The 16,308-nt window shown below is 38.4% G+C and carries 13 protein-coding genes and 1 riboswitch; of the genes, 10 read left to right on the top strand and 3 right to left on the bottom strand.

From position 1 onward, the window contains the following. Positions 1-112 precede the first annotated feature (112 nt). The gene (locus F938_RS13510) at positions 113-1,501 is read left to right on the top strand and encodes a methylenetetrahydrofolate reductase C-terminal domain-containing protein (RefSeq protein WP_005032512.1); all 1,389 of its coding nucleotides are present in this window, start codon (positions 113-115) and stop codon (positions 1,499-1,501) included. Between the two features lie 6 nt (positions 1,502-1,507). Here the strand turns inward: F938_RS13510 and F938_RS13505 are convergent, their stop codons facing one another. After that, positions 1,508-2,170: an epoxyqueuosine reductase QueH gene (locus F938_RS13505; RefSeq protein WP_026040308.1), complete on the bottom strand. Its 663-nt coding sequence runs from the start codon at positions 2,168-2,170 to the stop codon at positions 1,508-1,510. A 332-nt stretch (positions 2,171-2,502) separates the two neighbouring features. Here F938_RS13505 and F938_RS13500 point away from each other — a divergent pair, with 332 nt between their 5' ends. The 5 genes from F938_RS13500 (at position 2,503) to uca (ending at position 10,454) form a co-directional block, all read left to right on the top strand. Next, positions 2,503-3,417, top strand: a complete 915-nt coding sequence (locus F938_RS13500) for a LysR family transcriptional regulator (protein WP_004828965.1) — start codon at positions 2,503-2,505, stop codon at positions 3,415-3,417. Positions 3,418-4,025: 608 nt separating this feature from the next. Then, entirely contained in the window at positions 4,026-4,832 is an 807-nt protein-coding gene (locus tag F938_RS13495; protein WP_005032505.1) for a hypothetical protein, read from the top strand. A 442-nt stretch (positions 4,833-5,274) separates the two neighbouring features. Then, a riboswitch (guanidine-I (ykkC/yxkD leader) is annotated at positions 5,275-5,377 on the top strand. A 30-nt stretch (positions 5,378-5,407) separates the two neighbouring features. Beyond that, a complete protein-coding gene (locus F938_RS13490) occupies positions 5,408-6,163 on the top strand; it encodes an urea amidolyase associated protein UAAP1 (protein ID WP_005032502.1) in 756 nt (251 codons plus the stop codon). A gap of 14 nt (positions 6,164-6,177) precedes the next feature. After that, positions 6,178-6,846, top strand: coding sequence for an urea amidolyase associated protein UAAP2 (locus F938_RS13485; RefSeq protein ID WP_005032499.1), 669 nt, complete (start codon positions 6,178-6,180; stop codon positions 6,844-6,846). Positions 6,847-6,848: 2 nt separating this feature from the next. After that, on the top strand, positions 6,849-10,454 hold the full coding sequence (gene uca, locus F938_RS13480) for an urea carboxylase (RefSeq protein WP_005032498.1): 3,606 nt from the start codon (positions 6,849-6,851) through the stop codon (positions 10,452-10,454). A gap of 60 nt (positions 10,455-10,514) precedes the next feature. On the opposite strand, the gene F938_RS13475 is transcribed toward uca, so the two are convergent. Next, on the bottom strand, positions 10,515-11,051 hold the full coding sequence (locus tag F938_RS13475; protein ID WP_005032496.1) for an NAD(P)H-dependent oxidoreductase: 537 nt from the start codon (positions 11,049-11,051) through the stop codon (positions 10,515-10,517). A 94-nt stretch (positions 11,052-11,145) separates the two neighbouring features. Between F938_RS13475 and F938_RS13470 the strand changes: the two genes are divergently transcribed. The 4 genes from F938_RS13470 (at position 11,146) to F938_RS13455 (ending at position 15,194) form a co-directional block, all read left to right on the top strand. After that, positions 11,146-11,505 carry a winged helix-turn-helix transcriptional regulator gene (locus F938_RS13470; protein ID WP_005032494.1) on the top strand — a complete coding sequence of 120 codons (360 nt, stop codon included), beginning with the start codon at positions 11,146-11,148 and terminating at the stop codon, positions 11,503-11,505. Between the two features lie 411 nt (positions 11,506-11,916). Then, entirely contained in the window at positions 11,917-12,351 is a 435-nt protein-coding gene (locus tag F938_RS13465) for a CopG family ribbon-helix-helix protein (RefSeq protein WP_005032489.1), read from the top strand. A gap of 9 nt (positions 12,352-12,360) precedes the next feature. Beyond that, complete coding sequence (atzF, locus tag F938_RS13460) at positions 12,361-14,175, top strand: allophanate hydrolase (RefSeq protein WP_171067101.1); 1,815 nt, start codon at positions 12,361-12,363, stop codon at positions 14,173-14,175. Continuing rightward, positions 14,172-15,194 carry an ABC transporter substrate-binding protein gene (locus tag F938_RS13455; protein ID WP_005032484.1) on the top strand — a complete coding sequence of 341 codons (1,023 nt, stop codon included), beginning with the start codon at positions 14,172-14,174 and terminating at the stop codon, positions 15,192-15,194. The genes atzF and F938_RS13455 overlap by 4 nt, the downstream gene beginning before the upstream one ends. A 780-nt stretch (positions 15,195-15,974) precedes the next feature. Here the strand turns inward: F938_RS13455 and F938_RS13450 are convergent. After that, positions 15,975-16,307: a DMT family transporter gene (locus tag F938_RS13450; protein WP_005032482.1), complete on the bottom strand. Its 333-nt coding sequence runs from the start codon at positions 16,305-16,307 to the stop codon at positions 15,975-15,977. Between the last annotated feature and the right edge of the window lies 1 nt (position 16,308).

The following is a 16,308-nucleotide window of genomic DNA, read 5'->3' as shown; positions in this document are numbered from 1 at the left end:
TTCGAAAGGCTGCATGCCAGATAAAATTGTGTCTAAGCACAGTAATTTGATGCAAAACATTCTATAATTCTGACTTAATTTTTTGTTGTTTGTCTTTTTACATTTGTATTTTATGTCTAAGCTTTCCCAGTATTTTGCGCAAAATCAATTTTGTTGCTTAGTAGAGTATCTCCCTACAAAAAAACAGGTACTGCCTGTCAGGGAAAGTTTGGCAGGTTTTCCAGCCTGTATGACTTTGTCTGATCGTGTGCGTACTGATGAGGATATTGCCCCTTTGATCGCTGCACAAGCATATCCAGATCATATCGAGAAGGTTTTACATTATGCAGGTAAGGGGCGAGACATTGATGATTTTAAATTATTTTTAAAGCAAGCAGATTCAGTCGGATTACGAGATATCTTGTTACTGACAGGTGATAAGCTTAAAAAACACCATGATGGACAGGGGCAACATGCCAGAACCCGCTATTTAGAATCGGTCAATGCGGTTATGGCTGCTCATCAATATGGCGGTTTCCATATTGGTGTGGCTTTTAATCCCTTTAAATATACGCCAGCTGAACAACAAGCACAGTATTTAAAACTACATAAGAAATTAAATGCAGGTGCAGATTACATCATTACTCAATTGGGTTTTGATTTGTCTGCTTTAAAACAACTGCAAACTTTTTTAGCCCAAGAAAAATATATCCAAAAAACGCTCGCTTGTGTCATGCCACTGACTTTAGCGCGAGCACAATTTATGGTGAAGCATAAAGTTGCCGGTATCGTGATTACCCCGCATATGCTAGAGGTTTTAGCACAGGATCAAGTCAATCAATGCCCAGAAAATGTGTATAAGCGCTGTGCTTTACAAATTTTGATTTGCCAACATTTGGGTTATGCCGGTGTACACCTTTCAGCATGTCATAAAGCTGATGAGCAAATGCTGTTAGAACAGTATATTGAACAATATCGCGACCTGAATTTGTCTCAATGCGAGATACTCTGGAATCAATTGTGGCAGTTGGCAGAGGGTGAACAACTTCGACCAAAAGTGGCGGCTAAACGGATAAAGTCAGCATTGAACAACAAGGTGAAATATCAGTTTTTAGACCTGATTCATCGTGCTATGTTTCAGTCTAGCTTTATGAAAGGGGTGGGTACTTTTATTTTTAATGCCAGCTTCTGGAATAGAAAAACTGCCGCCAAAGTACTCTTACAGACTGAATATTTAAGTAAGCATTATTTGCTGGGCTGTGAAAGTTGTGGTCAATGTCGTTTGGCTGAAACTTTATATATTTGCCCAGAAACTTGCCCCAAAGGGTTAGCCAATGGCCCTTGTGGTGGTACCGATTTAGATCGCTGTGAGTTTGGCGATAGGGAATGCATTCATTCGGTCAAATCGCGTTTAGCGCATGATGTAGATCAAATTCAACTGTTAAAAGAACAACTGATTCCAACCGTTCCGATTGAGGTACGAGGAACCAGCTCTTGGAAAAATTGGTATAAGGCAGAGTAGCTAAATTTAGTGCTCTTCATCCATAGCATTACTATAAAACTTTTCACCTAATTTAATTCGATCACGGCCATTTTTCATACGCCAGCGATTGGTATCACGTAATGAATACACACAGCCACAGTATTCCTGCTGGTAAAATTCTTCGCGGTTACTGATTTCAATCATACGATGCGCACCACCATTTTTGCGCCAGTTATAATCCCAATATTCAATTTCAGGATAATGTGCTGCTGCTCGGATTCCACAGCCATTGATCTGTTGCATGTCTTTCCAACGAGATATACCCAAGGAACTACTGATTAAGCGAAAACCATGTTCATAGGCATATAGGGCTGTTCGTTCGAAACGCATATCAAAACACATGGTACAGCGAATACCTTTTTCAGGTTCGTTTTCCATGCCTTTGGCACGGGCAAACCAATTGTCGGTATCGTAATCGCAGTCGATAAATTCAATATTGTGCTTCTCGGCAAAACGAATATTTTCTTCTTTTCGTATCAGATATTCTTTTACTGGATGAATATTGGGATTATAAAAAAAGATCGAAAAATCAATTTCTGATTCAATTAAGGTTTCCATCACCTCACCTGAACACGGCGCACAACACGAATGAAGCAACAATTTATTGTGACCTTGAGGTAATTCGAGTTTTTTTCGTTCCAGCGTCATGTTGAACAATATAAAAAGTGATGGATTGAGTATTGTAAAAGTTTTTATGCGATATGGGATTGCGATTAGGTGAAATGTTTTCATGTTAAGCTGAATGATTTTATATTTAATCCTTTTTATTGAGCATTTTAACCGTTATATCAGTGCTTTATTTTAAAGTTGATGCACTTTAAAAGCTAAATAGAATATCGTAGAGATTATTTGTTTTTTGTTTTAAGGTGAAAAAAAATAATTATAATGAGCATTAGGTGAAAATAATTAAACATAACTTTAGTGAATCAGTTATTCTATAGGCAATGATTTGCGTCACAAACTCATCTGGTAAAGACTGAATGTTAGAACTTCGACATCTAAAAACACTGACTGCTCTTCGTGAGCATGGCTCATTAGTGGCAGCCGCAGGAGATCTGTGTTTGACCCCATCAGCATTGTCGCATCAACTCCGAGAGCTGGATCAATGGTTTGGTGTAGAAGTAGTTAACCGTCGTTCACGACCTGTCAGTTTTTCCAATGTAGGACAGAGGTTGTTGAAATTGGCAGATGATATTTTGCCTCAAGTACAAATTACTCAATCTGATATTACCCGTATCGTGCACGGGCAAACTGGACGAATTGTTTTTTCTTCTGAATGTCACAGTTGTTTTGACTGGTTAATGCCGTTGTTAAATCAATATCGTCAACAATATCCCGATGTAGACTTAGACTTTGCTTCTGGCTTTGAAGCAAATCCACATGAATTATTGCAAACAGGTGAGTTTGACCTGTTAATTACTGCTGATCCAATCGCATTGAAAGGCATCGAATATTTCCCAATTTTTGAATATGAATCACGTTTGGTTTTATCTCAGACCCATCCTCTGGTGCGTATGAAGGAAATTACGGTTCAGGAATTAGCAGAAGAAACTTTAGTAACCTATCCTGTAGATAAGCATCGTCTTGATATTATGTCTAGACTATTTATTCCTGCCAATATTCAGCCCAAACATATTCGTACTACAGATCTGACCCAAATGTTGATCCAGTTGGTTGCCAGTGGTCATGGTATTGCTGCTTTGCCAGATTGGGTGGTAAATGAATATGAGCAAAAAGGCTGGGTGGTGTCTCGACGTCTCGACTGCGTCGCACCTGAAGGTTTACGCCGGACTTTATATGCAGGCTATCGTATTGAAGAAAAAGAAAAAGATTATTTTGATGGTTTCCTTAAACAACTGGATAAATTTTCTAAGAAAAGAGCAAGCTATTATTAGACAAGATAATTTTTCGGACATTTAAAACGGCTTAAAGCAAATCGAGTGACTGTTAAGACAGTAGCAACCTTTGCTATTGTCTAAATTAAGCCACTTAAAGCAATTATAGAATACTGTGAGCCACCCAAGCATAAATCCAATATGTCGAAAATGAAATTGGAAATTTTGCATATTGGACTGATTTTATCAGCAATTATATTCAATATGTTCATTGCCGTGCTTAGGTTTATGTGGGAAAAGCAAGTATTGCGAAATAAATATCTTCATCACAGTGAAACAAGCAAGATTAGATCATCTAAAAAATAAGGGGGACTTTGTCGACTATTGTATGTAAACGATCTCGTATAAGGTTCAACGACCTTATAAAGTCACTGGAGAATGGCAGAATGGATTTATAATCAATAGGCTAAGAGATGATGATCGAAGTAGAAGAGCAATTATTGCAAATTATCGAAGAACAACAGATTCAATTTTAAAGACAAGCTTTAGAAGTAATGTAAATAAAATTTATGAATATTTTTCAAAGCCTTAAAGGGTGATTAAGAGTATATACAGCAGTAATACCTCAGCAACAAATTGTAATTTATCACAAGGATGGTCATGGCGTTATGCGTATAGTTAAATTACTCGTTGTTATATTGGGATTTTTGATTTTTCTCATAGGATATATGTACCTTTCAACAAAAGGAACAGTGAGTCAAAATGAAAAAAATCAAGATGTATCACAAGTTTCTGGGAAAAATGATGATTGGGCTAGTGGTAAAAACCTAAATCCTGAGCTTAACAAAAAAATAGCTTTGAATATGACCGAAGACATGTTCGACAAAATCATGAAAGAAGGTCTAGTCAACGGAGTTATTTATACATCTTTAAATGAATTGGATGAGATTACCAGAGCATCTATCAAACAAGCATTAAAAAATTTAAATGAAAAGGGAAGTCTCAGTGGTGGCGTGAAAACTAATGAGTTTAGTGATTTAGAAAAAGTTAGAGAAAACTTAAGAGACAAAACTTTAGATGAAATGGTAAAAGACCTTGATGGGTTTAAAAGCACGCCGAATAAGATTTTAGAACAATACGGTCTGCAATTGACAGGCGCTCAAAATTTTGGATCCTATAACCAGGGTGAGGGATGGAGTGGGATATATAAACTTTATGAAAATAATAAAAGTAAGGTTGAGATAGAGCAAATTCATTTAAAACCAGAAAAATCAACTCAACAGTTGGTTAAAGAGGCTCTAAATAGTTCACTTGCTAATGATACTCCTGCTATTTATGAAAAATTACCATCAGAAATGCTGCAGAAATTAACTTTTGTTAGTGATAGAAATTATTACCAGATAAATGCTTATAATTTAAGCGAAAATGAATTGATAGAAATAGCAAATTCTATAATAAAAAGTCCTGAAAAATAAAATTTTAGTTGAATAGTAAGTTAAATTTTTGATGAAAAAACTTCTAAATATAAAAGTAGTGGTGGCTTTCATTTAAATTTAATGAATTCAGTTCATTGATGTTTTCAATGTCAATGAACGAAAGAATGGCATTGTTTCCCACACGTTTTGATACTCGCCCTAAGGCTGACAATCGCCCAGGCAGAAGCAGAGAAATAAAACTAGATAGGCTAAGTCGCTAAATCTTGTCTTTCACTTTTTTGATTCAGTAAAGTCATGAGCGAATGCTTTTTTATTGCTTTACCAATCGCATCTCTCCATCTAAATAAAACGATTTTTGACCATAAATGGCGCTTCATTTTTAAAATAAGCCTAAAATGCACCCATATTGCTCAAAATAAGTATGACAAAATCTAAAAATCGTAATACTGAATTGGCATAGCCTTTGCATTCCTTAGCCCTATAAAAAGTGATCTAGGGTTCCGATATTTGTGCCATGCAAATATGTCTGGACCGAGAGTTCGCGGTTCGCAAGAACTACACGGAGGGATAAAAGCCCGGGAGGAAGTCAATCAACTATCCGAACAGGAGTGGCTATGAATACGACAAATTATCATGATCAGAATGAGATTTGGTCTGAAAAATTACCAGGTGGGCATCACTGGTCAGGTCGCATTCCAAAAGGAACTGTACTGCAACTTAAAGCCTTAGCTAAAAATGCCAATGTGTCTTTGTTTTGTGTCAATGCGAATGACAGACTTGAACGCTTCAATATGCCTGACAGCCTAAAAGGGCAACATACTGCATATTTAACACAAGGTCATGTTTTATATTCTGATTTGGGACGAGTCATGGCATCAATTGTTCGTGATGATCATGGCTGGAATGATGTTTTATGTGGTGCAAGTCGATCTGAACAAATTCAGCGCACTTTTGGAACGAAAAGATTTCAAGATGCCCGAAATCAGATGTATCAAAATGGTTTAGATGGTTTGCTGATTGAAATGAGTAAGTATTCTTTGGGGCAAATTGATTTAAGTGCCACGATTAACTTATTTTCAAAAGTCAGTCCAGATCAAACAGGTGCATTGAGTTATGTTACTTCGGATAATCAGGATCAAATCATTCAACTCCGATTTGAAATGGATAGTTGGGTGTTTTTATCCGCTGCACCACATGCTTTAGATCATTCTACGGATTATGCTCCAGCGGATATTGCTTTAAGTCTTTTTCCTGCCTTGCCTTTGTCAGAACAAGATATCTGTCGGGATTCTTGTCCACAAAATCAACGCGCATTTAACAACAATGATCGTTATTTTGCACGCCATTCATTACATAACATCAACGCATAAAGAGGGCAACGATCATGACCATATTCAGTTCAATCGAGCATCGTGTGTTCGACCAAGTACTTGTTGATGACGTATGCCTTGCAGGTGAGGCATGGATGGGCGAAATTAAAAAAGGACAGTATTTTCGCATTGTTGATTTGGAAGGCAATCAAGCAGTCGATACTTTGTTCATATCTGCAGAAAACCCAGTTGAACGTTATAGTGCGACGGACACTTTGACCATAAATCAACATATATATTTAGAAAAAGGTACCACTTTATATAGCAATCATGGTCGTGCGATTGGCGTGATTCATGATGATAACTGCGGTCGACATGATACCTTGGGCGGTGCATGTTCATGTGAAAGTAATACAGTACGTTATGCACATGAGACTTATCCAATGCACAGTTGCCGTAATAACTTTATGTATGCATTGGCGAAACATCCGATTGCACAAAAACACCAATTGAATGTTCGACATATTGGTCCAAATATCAATTTCTTTATGAATGTCCCTGTGAGCTCTGAAGGTCATTTGACCTTTGCTGATGGTATTTCGGCAGCAGGAAAATATGTTGAAATCAAAGCAGAAATGGATTTGATTATATTGATTTCGAATTGCCCCCAATTAAACAATCCATGTAATGGGTATAACCCAACCAAAATTCAATTGATTGTCCATACTGGTACGGAGGCTTAATTATGTTTAAAAAAGTTCTCATTGCCAACCGTGGTGCAATTGCCTGCCGTGTCATACGCACACTGAAAAAATTAGGCATCGCTTCCGTTGCTGTTTACTCAGAAGCCGATCAAGATTCTTTACATGTGACTTTGGCAGATGAAGCATTTTGTATTGGTGCAGCACCAGCACAACAGAGTTATTTGAATATTGAGAAAATTCTGGAGATTGCAAAGCAGACAGGCGCTGAGGCAATTCATCCGGGATATGGATTTTTATCTGAAAATGCGGAGTTTTGTGATCTTTGTGAAAATCAGGGGATTGCTTTTATTGGTCCAACATCCAGTCAAATGCTGGATTTTGGCTTAAAACATACTGCACGTGAACTTGCAATTCAAAGCCAAGTCCCATTATTGCCGGGAAGTGCTTTGCTGGCTAATGAAAACGAAGCCATTACTGAAGCTACACGGATCGGTTATCCAGTCATGCTGAAAAGCACCGCTGGTGGTGGCGGTATTGGGATGCGTTTGGTTTGGAATGAAGCTGAACTCAGAGATGCCTATCAAACTGTCTCTTATCTCGCTCAAGCAAACTTTAAAGATGCAGGTGTGTATTTAGAAAAGTTTGTGCAACATGCTCGGCATATTGAAGTACAAATTTTTGGTGATGGTACAGGACAGGTATTGGCATTGGGAGAGCGTGATTGTTCTGTTCAACGCCGTAATCAGAAAGTTATCGAGGAAACGCCAGCACCCCATTTAAATGCTGAACAGCGCGAATATATTCAAAAAATTGCAATTCAACTGATGCAATCAGTGAATTATCGTTCGGCAGGGACTGTTGAATTTGTCATGGACACGGAAACAGAGCAATTCTATTTCTTGGAAGTGAATACGCGTTTACAAGTCGAACATGGAGTGACTGAACAAGTTTATGGTGTTGATCTGGTCGAATGGATGGTGACTTTAGCCAGTGGTGACTGGTCTGCTCCACAAGAAAAATTAGTCCCGAAAGGGCATTCGATCCAAGTACGTTTATATGCTGAAGACCCGATTAAGCAATTTCAGCCTAGTGCAGGATTATTGACGCATGTGCAATTTGATTCGCAGGCGCGTGTCGAAACATGGGTCGAAACGGGTTCTCATGTTTCTTCATTTTATGATCCGATGCTGGCCAAAATTATTGTCACAGCAGCAGATCGAAACTCAGCAATACACGCAATGCAAGCCAGTCTTGCAGTAACTCAAATCTCGGGTATTGAAACGAATTTGGAGTATTTACAGAATATTATTGCAGGCGAAGTGTTCCAATCAGGAATGCAAACCACGCGTTTTTTAAATACTTTTGTATGGAAAACTCAAAAAATCGAAGTTTTACAATCAGGTATTCAAACTTCGATTCAAGACATCACTGGTCGTTTAGGCTACTGGGATGTTGGTGTACCACCGTCAGGTGCAATTGACCCTTTAAGCTTAAATGTTGCCAATCAACTTTTAGCAAATCCATACAACACGGCAGGACTAGAATGTACCTTACAAGGTCCAACTTTAAAGTTCCATTGTGATAGTCAAATTGTCATCACGGGTGGAGAGATGGCGGTCACACTTGATGGTATCGCTCTACCGATGTGGCAAACAATCAATGTTAAAAAATCTCAAGTCTTAAAGTGTGGCACGATCAGCACAGGTTGCCGTAGTTATATTGGGATTAAAGGCGGATTTGACGTTCCAGAATACTTAGGTTCAAAAGCAACCTTTACCTTAGGTCAATTTGGTGGACATGCAGGTCGTAATTTATTGATTGGAGATATGCTTCCAATCACTGAGTATTGTTCTGAAGACAGTAAGCGTTTAGCCAAAGATCAAATTCCAAGCTTTAGCCGAACTTGGGAAATCGCTGTGATGTATGGTCCGCATGGAGCTCCTGATTTCTTTACTACAAAAGACATCGATCAGTTTTTTACCAATACCTTTGAAATTCATTATAACTCCAGCCGTACAGGGGTTCGTTTGATTGGACCAAAGCCAGATTGGGCACGTGAAGATGGTGGTGAGGCTGGCTTACATCCTTCCAATATCCATGACAACGCTTATGCAATTGGTGCAATAGACTTCACTGGGGATATGCCAATTATCTTGGGACCTGATGGTCCAAGTTTAGGTGGATTTGTATGTCCCGCAGTAGTAATTCATTCTGAACTTTGGAAAATTGGTCAGTTGAAGGCAGGAGATAAAGTCAAATTTATACCTGTAGGTTATGCGCAGGCAAAAAGTCTCGACCAAAAATATCATCAAAGTTTAATCGCTACAGACACGACTACTGTTGATTTCAATCCTCTGATTCAGCCTGAGCATGAAACTTTAAGCAATGCTGTACTCACGAACATAGAGGGGCAAGGCAAGTTGCCAAGTGTCTGCTATAGACCCGCAGGAAACAGTTATTTATTGGTTGAATATGGTGAACTGGTTTTAGATTTGAATTTACGATTCCGTATTCATGCCTTGATGCAATGGGTAAAAGCTCAAAATATTCAAGGGATTATTGATCTCACACCGGGTATTCGTTCTTTACAGATCCATTTTGATTCAATTCAAGTTGATCAATTGGAATTGTTAAAGAAATTACAAAGTGCTGAAGCTGAACTCGTTGATATTGATCAGATGCAAGTTCCTTCAAGAACAGTTTATTTACCTTTGGCTTGGGAAGATTCACAAACGAAGTTAGCGACTGAACGCTATACCCAAATTGTGCGTCCAGATGCACCTTGGTGTCCTGATAATATCGAGTTTATCCGTCGTATCAATGGTCTAGCTTCTAAGCAGGCAGTGAAAGATGTGGTATATAGTGCACATTATTTGGTGATGGGCTTAGGAGATGTATATCTAGGTGCGCCCGTAGCCACTCCACTTGATCCACGCCAGCGTTTGGTCACGACAAAATATAACCCTGCTCGGACTTGGACACCTGAAAATGCGGTGGGTATCGGCGGTGCCTATATGTGTGTTTATGGAATGGAAGGTCCGGGAGGATATCAGTTCGTTGGACGAACTACACAAATGTGGAGTCGTTATCGTCAAAACGCAAATTTTGAAGCAGGCAAACCATGGTTATTGCGCTTTTTTGATCAGGTAAAATTTTATGAAGTTTCCGAGTCAGAACTGCTAAAAATGCGTGAAGATTTTAAAGCAGGTCGTTTGCAACTTCGAATTGAAGAGGGCGTGCTCAACCTTAAACAATACAATGACTTCTTAGCCGAAAATCAAGACAGCATTCAGGCATTCAAACACACGCAACAAACCAATTTTGAAGCTGAACGTCGTCGATGGCATGCGGCTGGTTTACAAGAATATGTTTCTGAAAGTCTGGATGCTGTAGACGATGCAGAAGCCGTCATTATCCCGCAAGGTGGGTGTGCAGTTGAATCACATATGCCCGGTTCAATTTGGAAAATAGAATGTGCTTCAGGTGACATTGTGGAAGAAGGCGCAACCCTTGCAGTGATCGAAGCCATGAAAATTGAAATTCCAATCATCGCGCCTGAGCGAATGAAAGTTGAAACTATTACCATTGAAAAAGGGCAGACAGTTAAAACAGGGCAGGTGTTGTTTACCTTAGCACCGGTGGTTTGAAAAAACCTCTAAAGAGAGAACAACACCAAAACAGAGGGCATCATTAAGATGCCCTTTTTATCAAGTATGAAGTAAATGCTTAAGAATTTTGTCACCGTGTTCGACCGCTTCCCGTTTGATTTTAGACGCTGAGTGACCAGATAAGGGTGACACATCAAAAAGTAAAAAAGTGCCACTTAAATTCATTTGACTATATTGAATGGAGTGATGAACAGATTTTAAAAAGCTTTCGATTAAATTTTCGTGTTCATTGATTAAATTTTTTTCTGACTGTCCAACAGTCATACTCAGCAAAACTTTTTTATTTTTCAATTTATCTCCTTGTGAACCATAAGCAAATTGATAGCTAAAAACTTCATCGAACCATAATTTTAAAATAGCGGGCATATTAAACCAAAACATTGGATATTGCAGAATGACCGTTTCATGTCGCAGTAATGCCTGCTGTTCCGCAGCGACATCAATTTGATAATCAGGGTAGCTTTGGAAAATATCTCGAACTTCTAAATCTGGATACTTGTCTGTCAGTTGATTGACAATGGTCTTGTTTGCAATCGACCGTGTGTAATAGGGATGCGCCAAAATGAGCAGTGCCATAATATGTACCTAGTAACTATAAAAATAATAGTCACTATATTTTTTATATGGATGGCGTACAATAACTATCAAAGTTGATAGCCTAGAGAGATTGATGGAACCTATTGAAAATAAATGTGAAATAAAAATGAATGGTAAAATCTATCCATGTCATATCAGTATGGCAATGGATTTGGTCGGTGGGAAATGGAAAAGTGTAATTCTTTACTATCTCAAAGATGGAGCAAAACGCTTTAATGAAATCAAACAACTGATGCCAACGATTACTGAAATGACACTCAGCCTGCAACTTAAGCAATTAGAACAAAGTGGATTGGTTTCTAGAACCGTGTATGGAGAAAAAGCACCAATCAAAGTAGTCTATGAAATGACCGATTTAGGGCATTCTTTTAAGCCTGTTTTAGAATCATTGTCTGTTTGGGCACATGGCATGCTTAATGAAGATTTAGATTAAAAAATAATTAAATACTATTGCGGAATAAGACTAAAAATAAATCTGATTGAAGAATATAAAGACTTGAATGTTTTCGCCCCATCACTGCGCATGGGGCATTTTTTTGCCCACAAAATAGTCATAAATTTTGATCAATCGCAGTAAAAGCACGCTTAGAAATTGGCACATTTTCTGCATCTATAGGGGCGTAATACAAAAATTTAATTTGGTAATACTGATGTCTATTCTTCTATGTGTACAAATGGCAGATGGTCATCAGACCCTTATATAGGAGTGGTGCGATGAATCATGTAAAAACAGTAGACAAAAAAGTACATCCGCTCAAAACATTTTTTGTCGAATTATTCAGTGTACGCGCTGGTCTGTATATCAAACAAACACACTCAGTCCATAAACCAAAAGGATAGCACTGTGCCTAAACAAAAATTGGCTCGGATCAGTATTACTGTACCTGAAATGACACTCAATGCCCTCGATCAGAAAATTGTTGATCAACACTATGAAAGCCGATCACAAGCAATTGTAGACATGATCAACAAACATTTGATTGCAGAGCAGGTTCAAGCCAATGAAGTGATGGTGGGGACATTAACCATTCTTTATGATGCAGGGCAGATGCCACTTAGAAATCAACTAATTGATTTACAACAACAGTTTTTAACCCAAGTGATCAGCTCACTACATATTCAACTTGATCAGCAAAAAATCTTGCAGGTGATGTTGATGCAAGGTGCAAGCTCAGAGCTCAAGCAAATTAGTCAGCAATTTATTGCACTTAAAGGCGTGATTAAAGGGCATTTAGAACTTATGGATGCAGTGATGCCTCCGATTCTACAAAATGAATAAATTAGGAGTATGGTCATGCAAGACTTATGGACGATCCAAGATTGGAAAAATGCGTATGCAAATCAGCAAATCAATATTGATGGTTTAATCGACTATGTTAAAACCATAAAAAATGATGATCATGCTTGGATTGAAATCGCATCTTCAGCACAAATACAGATGCAAATTGAGTATTTAAAAACTCAAAATAGCGATGATCTACCCCTCTATGGTGTGCCCTTTGCAGTCAAAGACAATATTGATGTTGCTGGTTTTCATACAACAGGTGCATGTAAAGAAGCTGAATATTTAGCAACAACAGATGCAACGGTGGTTGCAAAGTTAAAAAAAGCAGGTGCTATTGTTATTGGTAAAACCAATCTTGACCAATTTGCAACAGGTTTAGTCGGAGTACGTTCGCCGTATGGTGCAGTAAAAAATAGCTTTAATCCAGAATATATCAGTGGTGGTTCCAGTTCTGGGTCGTCTGTGACTGTAGCGAATGGAGTTGTACCTTTTAGTTTAGGTACAGACACAGCAGGTTCAGGTCGAGTTCCAGCAGGTCATAACAATATAGTTGGACTGAAACCTACAAAGGGATGGTTTTCCACCACAGGTTTAATGCCTGCGTGTAGAACACTGGATGTGATTTCAATTTTTGCACTGACCAGTGATGATGCTTGGCTGGTTGCAACATTGATGCAAGGTAATGATAAAACAGATGCTTATTCGCGTAGTCATCCTGCCAATGTTGCAACACAATTTTCTAAAGGAAAAATTGCGATACCTGCTCAACTTGAGTTTTATGGTGATATTGAATCTGAGAAAGCATTTAAGATTGCAGTAGAACGTGTTCAGGCACTTGGATATGAGGTTGAATCTATTGATTTTACGGATTTCAACCTTTTGGCGAGAGCACTTTATAATGACGCTTGGGTTGCAGAGCGAACGGTTGCTGTCGAAGCGCGAGTCTCTCGGCAACAAGCGCATCCAGTGATTGCTGAAATCATTGCGCAAGCAGATCAGTTTAAAGCTACAGATACATTTAAAGCTGAGTATCAACGGGCTGAATTAGCACAAAAAATTAATCTTCAATTACAAGCCTATGATGCATTGATGGTACCGACTTCACCGACGATTTATCGGATCAGTGAAGTTGAAGCAGATCCACTCAATAAAAATTCACATATGGGGGCATATACCAACTTTGTAAATTTTGCTGATCTATCTGCGATTGCCTTACCAAATACCATTCGTGCAGATGGTCTGCCTAGTGGCGTGACTTTTATTGCATCTGCTTGGTATGACCAAGCTTTGGCAAAATTTGCCCAACAATGGCAAACACTCACAGAACTTCCTCTTGGCACGTCATCATATCGTTATCAAAAAAGTCTTGAAATTGAATCACAAAACTCGGTAAAGCTCGCTGTGGTCGGTGCACATCTCTCAGCGATGCCTTTGAATTTTCAATTGACAACCCGGCAATCGACATTGCTCGCAAAAACCCGAACGGCTAAAAGCTATAAGCTATTTGCTTTGAAAAATACCGTTCCACCGAAACCGGGATTGCAATTTGATATTGATGGCACTTCGATTGAAGTTGAAGTTTGGGATATTCCTTTGGCGAATTTTGGGGCAATCGTCGCAGAAGTTCCATCACCACTAGGCATTGGCAATCTACAGCTTGAAGATGGGACATGGGTGAAAGGTTTTATTTGTGAAGCTTATGCAATTCAAGAGGCTGTCGATATCAGTCATTTTGGTGGTTGGCGTGCCTACATCAAATCACTCAGTCTATCAAATACAAAATTTAACTGTGAGAACGTTGGGGGAGTTTCGGTATGATTCGTAAATCTTTTTTATCTATATCCATTTTAACTACAGTTTTAATATCGGGTTGTGACAACACAGCAAAAGTGCCAGAAGCCAAAGAAAATAAGCAAACCACAGCAAAGGCACAACCGATTACCATTGGTTATAGTGATTGGCCGGGATTTGTTGCATGGCAAGTTGCGATTGAAAAGGGGTGGTTAAAAGAAGCGGGATTAAATGTTGATTTTAAATGGTTTGATTACTCAGCATCGCTTTCAGCTTTTTCAGCAAATCAATTGGATGCGGTATTTGTCACCAATGGAGATAATTTGGTGACTGCTTCAGGCGGTACGCAAGGCATGATGATTATGGCAACAGATTATTCTGCTGGAAATGATGTCATTATTGCCAAAGAGGGGATTAATCATATTCAGGATTTAAAAGGCAAATCAGTTGGTGTTGAAAAGGGATTGGTGGACCATTTACTGCTTGCAACAGCGATGTCAGATCAGAAAATTCCCATCAATGAAATCAAATTGGTGAATTCTGCGACCAATCAATTACCTCAAGTGTTTTCAAGTCCTGATATTTCAGCAATTGCAGTTTGGCAGCCTGTTGCCAGTCAAGCATTAAAAGCCGTTGCAGGATCAAAAATCATTTATACATCGCAAGATAAACCGGGTTTAATCTATGACACATTGACGGTCAATATGAGTCATTTAACTGCACATAAAGAGGAATGGAAAAAAGTTCTGCAAGTGTGGGATAAAACGGTGAAATATATCAACGATCCGGCTACACATGCAGATGCAGTCAAAATTATGGCAAATCGTTCAGGTGTCGATCCGAAACAATACGAAACGATGGTGAATGGTACACATTTACTGGATATTTCAGCCAATAAAAAAGTCTTTAGCAAAGGTAATGGTTTCGATTCGATATATGGCTCGTCCTATCATGTGAATAAATTCAATGTACAGAATGGCATCTATAAAACTGAGCAAAATGTAGATAGTTTGATTTATCCAACCTTATTACAAGAGTTACCATAAGGGGATTTGCGCCAATAGGATTGGTCTGGAGAGGCATCTTTATGACCAATCGCGAATTAGCTAAAGACCCAATAGCCTAAGCAGTATCATTCTGGAAACTTAAATAATTAGATAAGAAGCTTCACTGCTTCTTATCTTGTGAAAAGCTTTGATCAATTAGTGCAGACGATGCCTTAGTTTTCAGAGATGAAAAGATACCATCTCGAACATTGAGCTAATTCATTCAAATTAAGTCGAAGGTATGTTATTTTCTTCATCTAATCATATTGATCCGTATCATCGCCTAACTCAGTTGGGCTTTTAATTGTTTAGATCAAATTAAGCATAACAATATTTAAATCTGTTCATTCAGTATTATCTTTTTAAATATAGTCAATCTGTTGAAAAATTCATACAGTAGAATATCATTTCTGTTGATCAATAAAATTAAAGCGATCAATATATTGTTTGATGATATAAAGCTTGCACTGCCACCCTTTAGCTCTAGAGTTTAAATTGTTTTGCGTAGGCGATACTTTATTTTCAGAGATGAAAAGTATCAAAAATCTTCCGTTGAGCGAGGGGTACATCCTAATACCCCCGCTCAACATGGCGACATCCATGTCGCCTCGTGATAGCAATACTGTTTATGATTCAAAAGTACAAAATAAATGAATCATCCAAATCACTTGTATGAATAATCAGGCGGTTTGACTATATGAGTCCAAATTGACCAAAAAGGAATTAAAAAAGAAGATTGAGGCAAATGAGTAGCCTCAAAATTTCAGGCATAAACTGTATTTAAGTGAGTTCTGTACTATTTGAAAAAAGATGAATAATTGAAATCCCAATAATCATCAGTGAAAGTCCAAGAATAGCGGCTAAATCCAAGTGCTGTTTATAATAAAAAAAGCCGACCAAAGAAACCAAAATAATCCCAGCGCCTGACCACAAGGCATAGGTAATACCGACTGGAATGGTTTTCATGGTCAGGGATAAGAAATAAATCGCCACGGCATAGCCACAGATGGTGATGATTGAAGGAAAGAGTTGACTAAATCCTTCTGAAGCTTTCATGGCAGAGGTCGCAATGACTTCTGCCACAATTGCAATAATTAAATAGATAAAAGACATG

Source organism: Acinetobacter bereziniae LMG 1003 = CIP 70.12 (assembly GCF_000368925.1).
In the GTDB taxonomy this organism is placed as follows: Bacteria; Pseudomonadota; Gammaproteobacteria; order Pseudomonadales; family Moraxellaceae; genus Acinetobacter; species Acinetobacter bereziniae.
The sequence above is the reverse complement of the archived record's forward strand: the minus strand, read 5'-3'. Positions and strand labels throughout refer to the sequence as shown.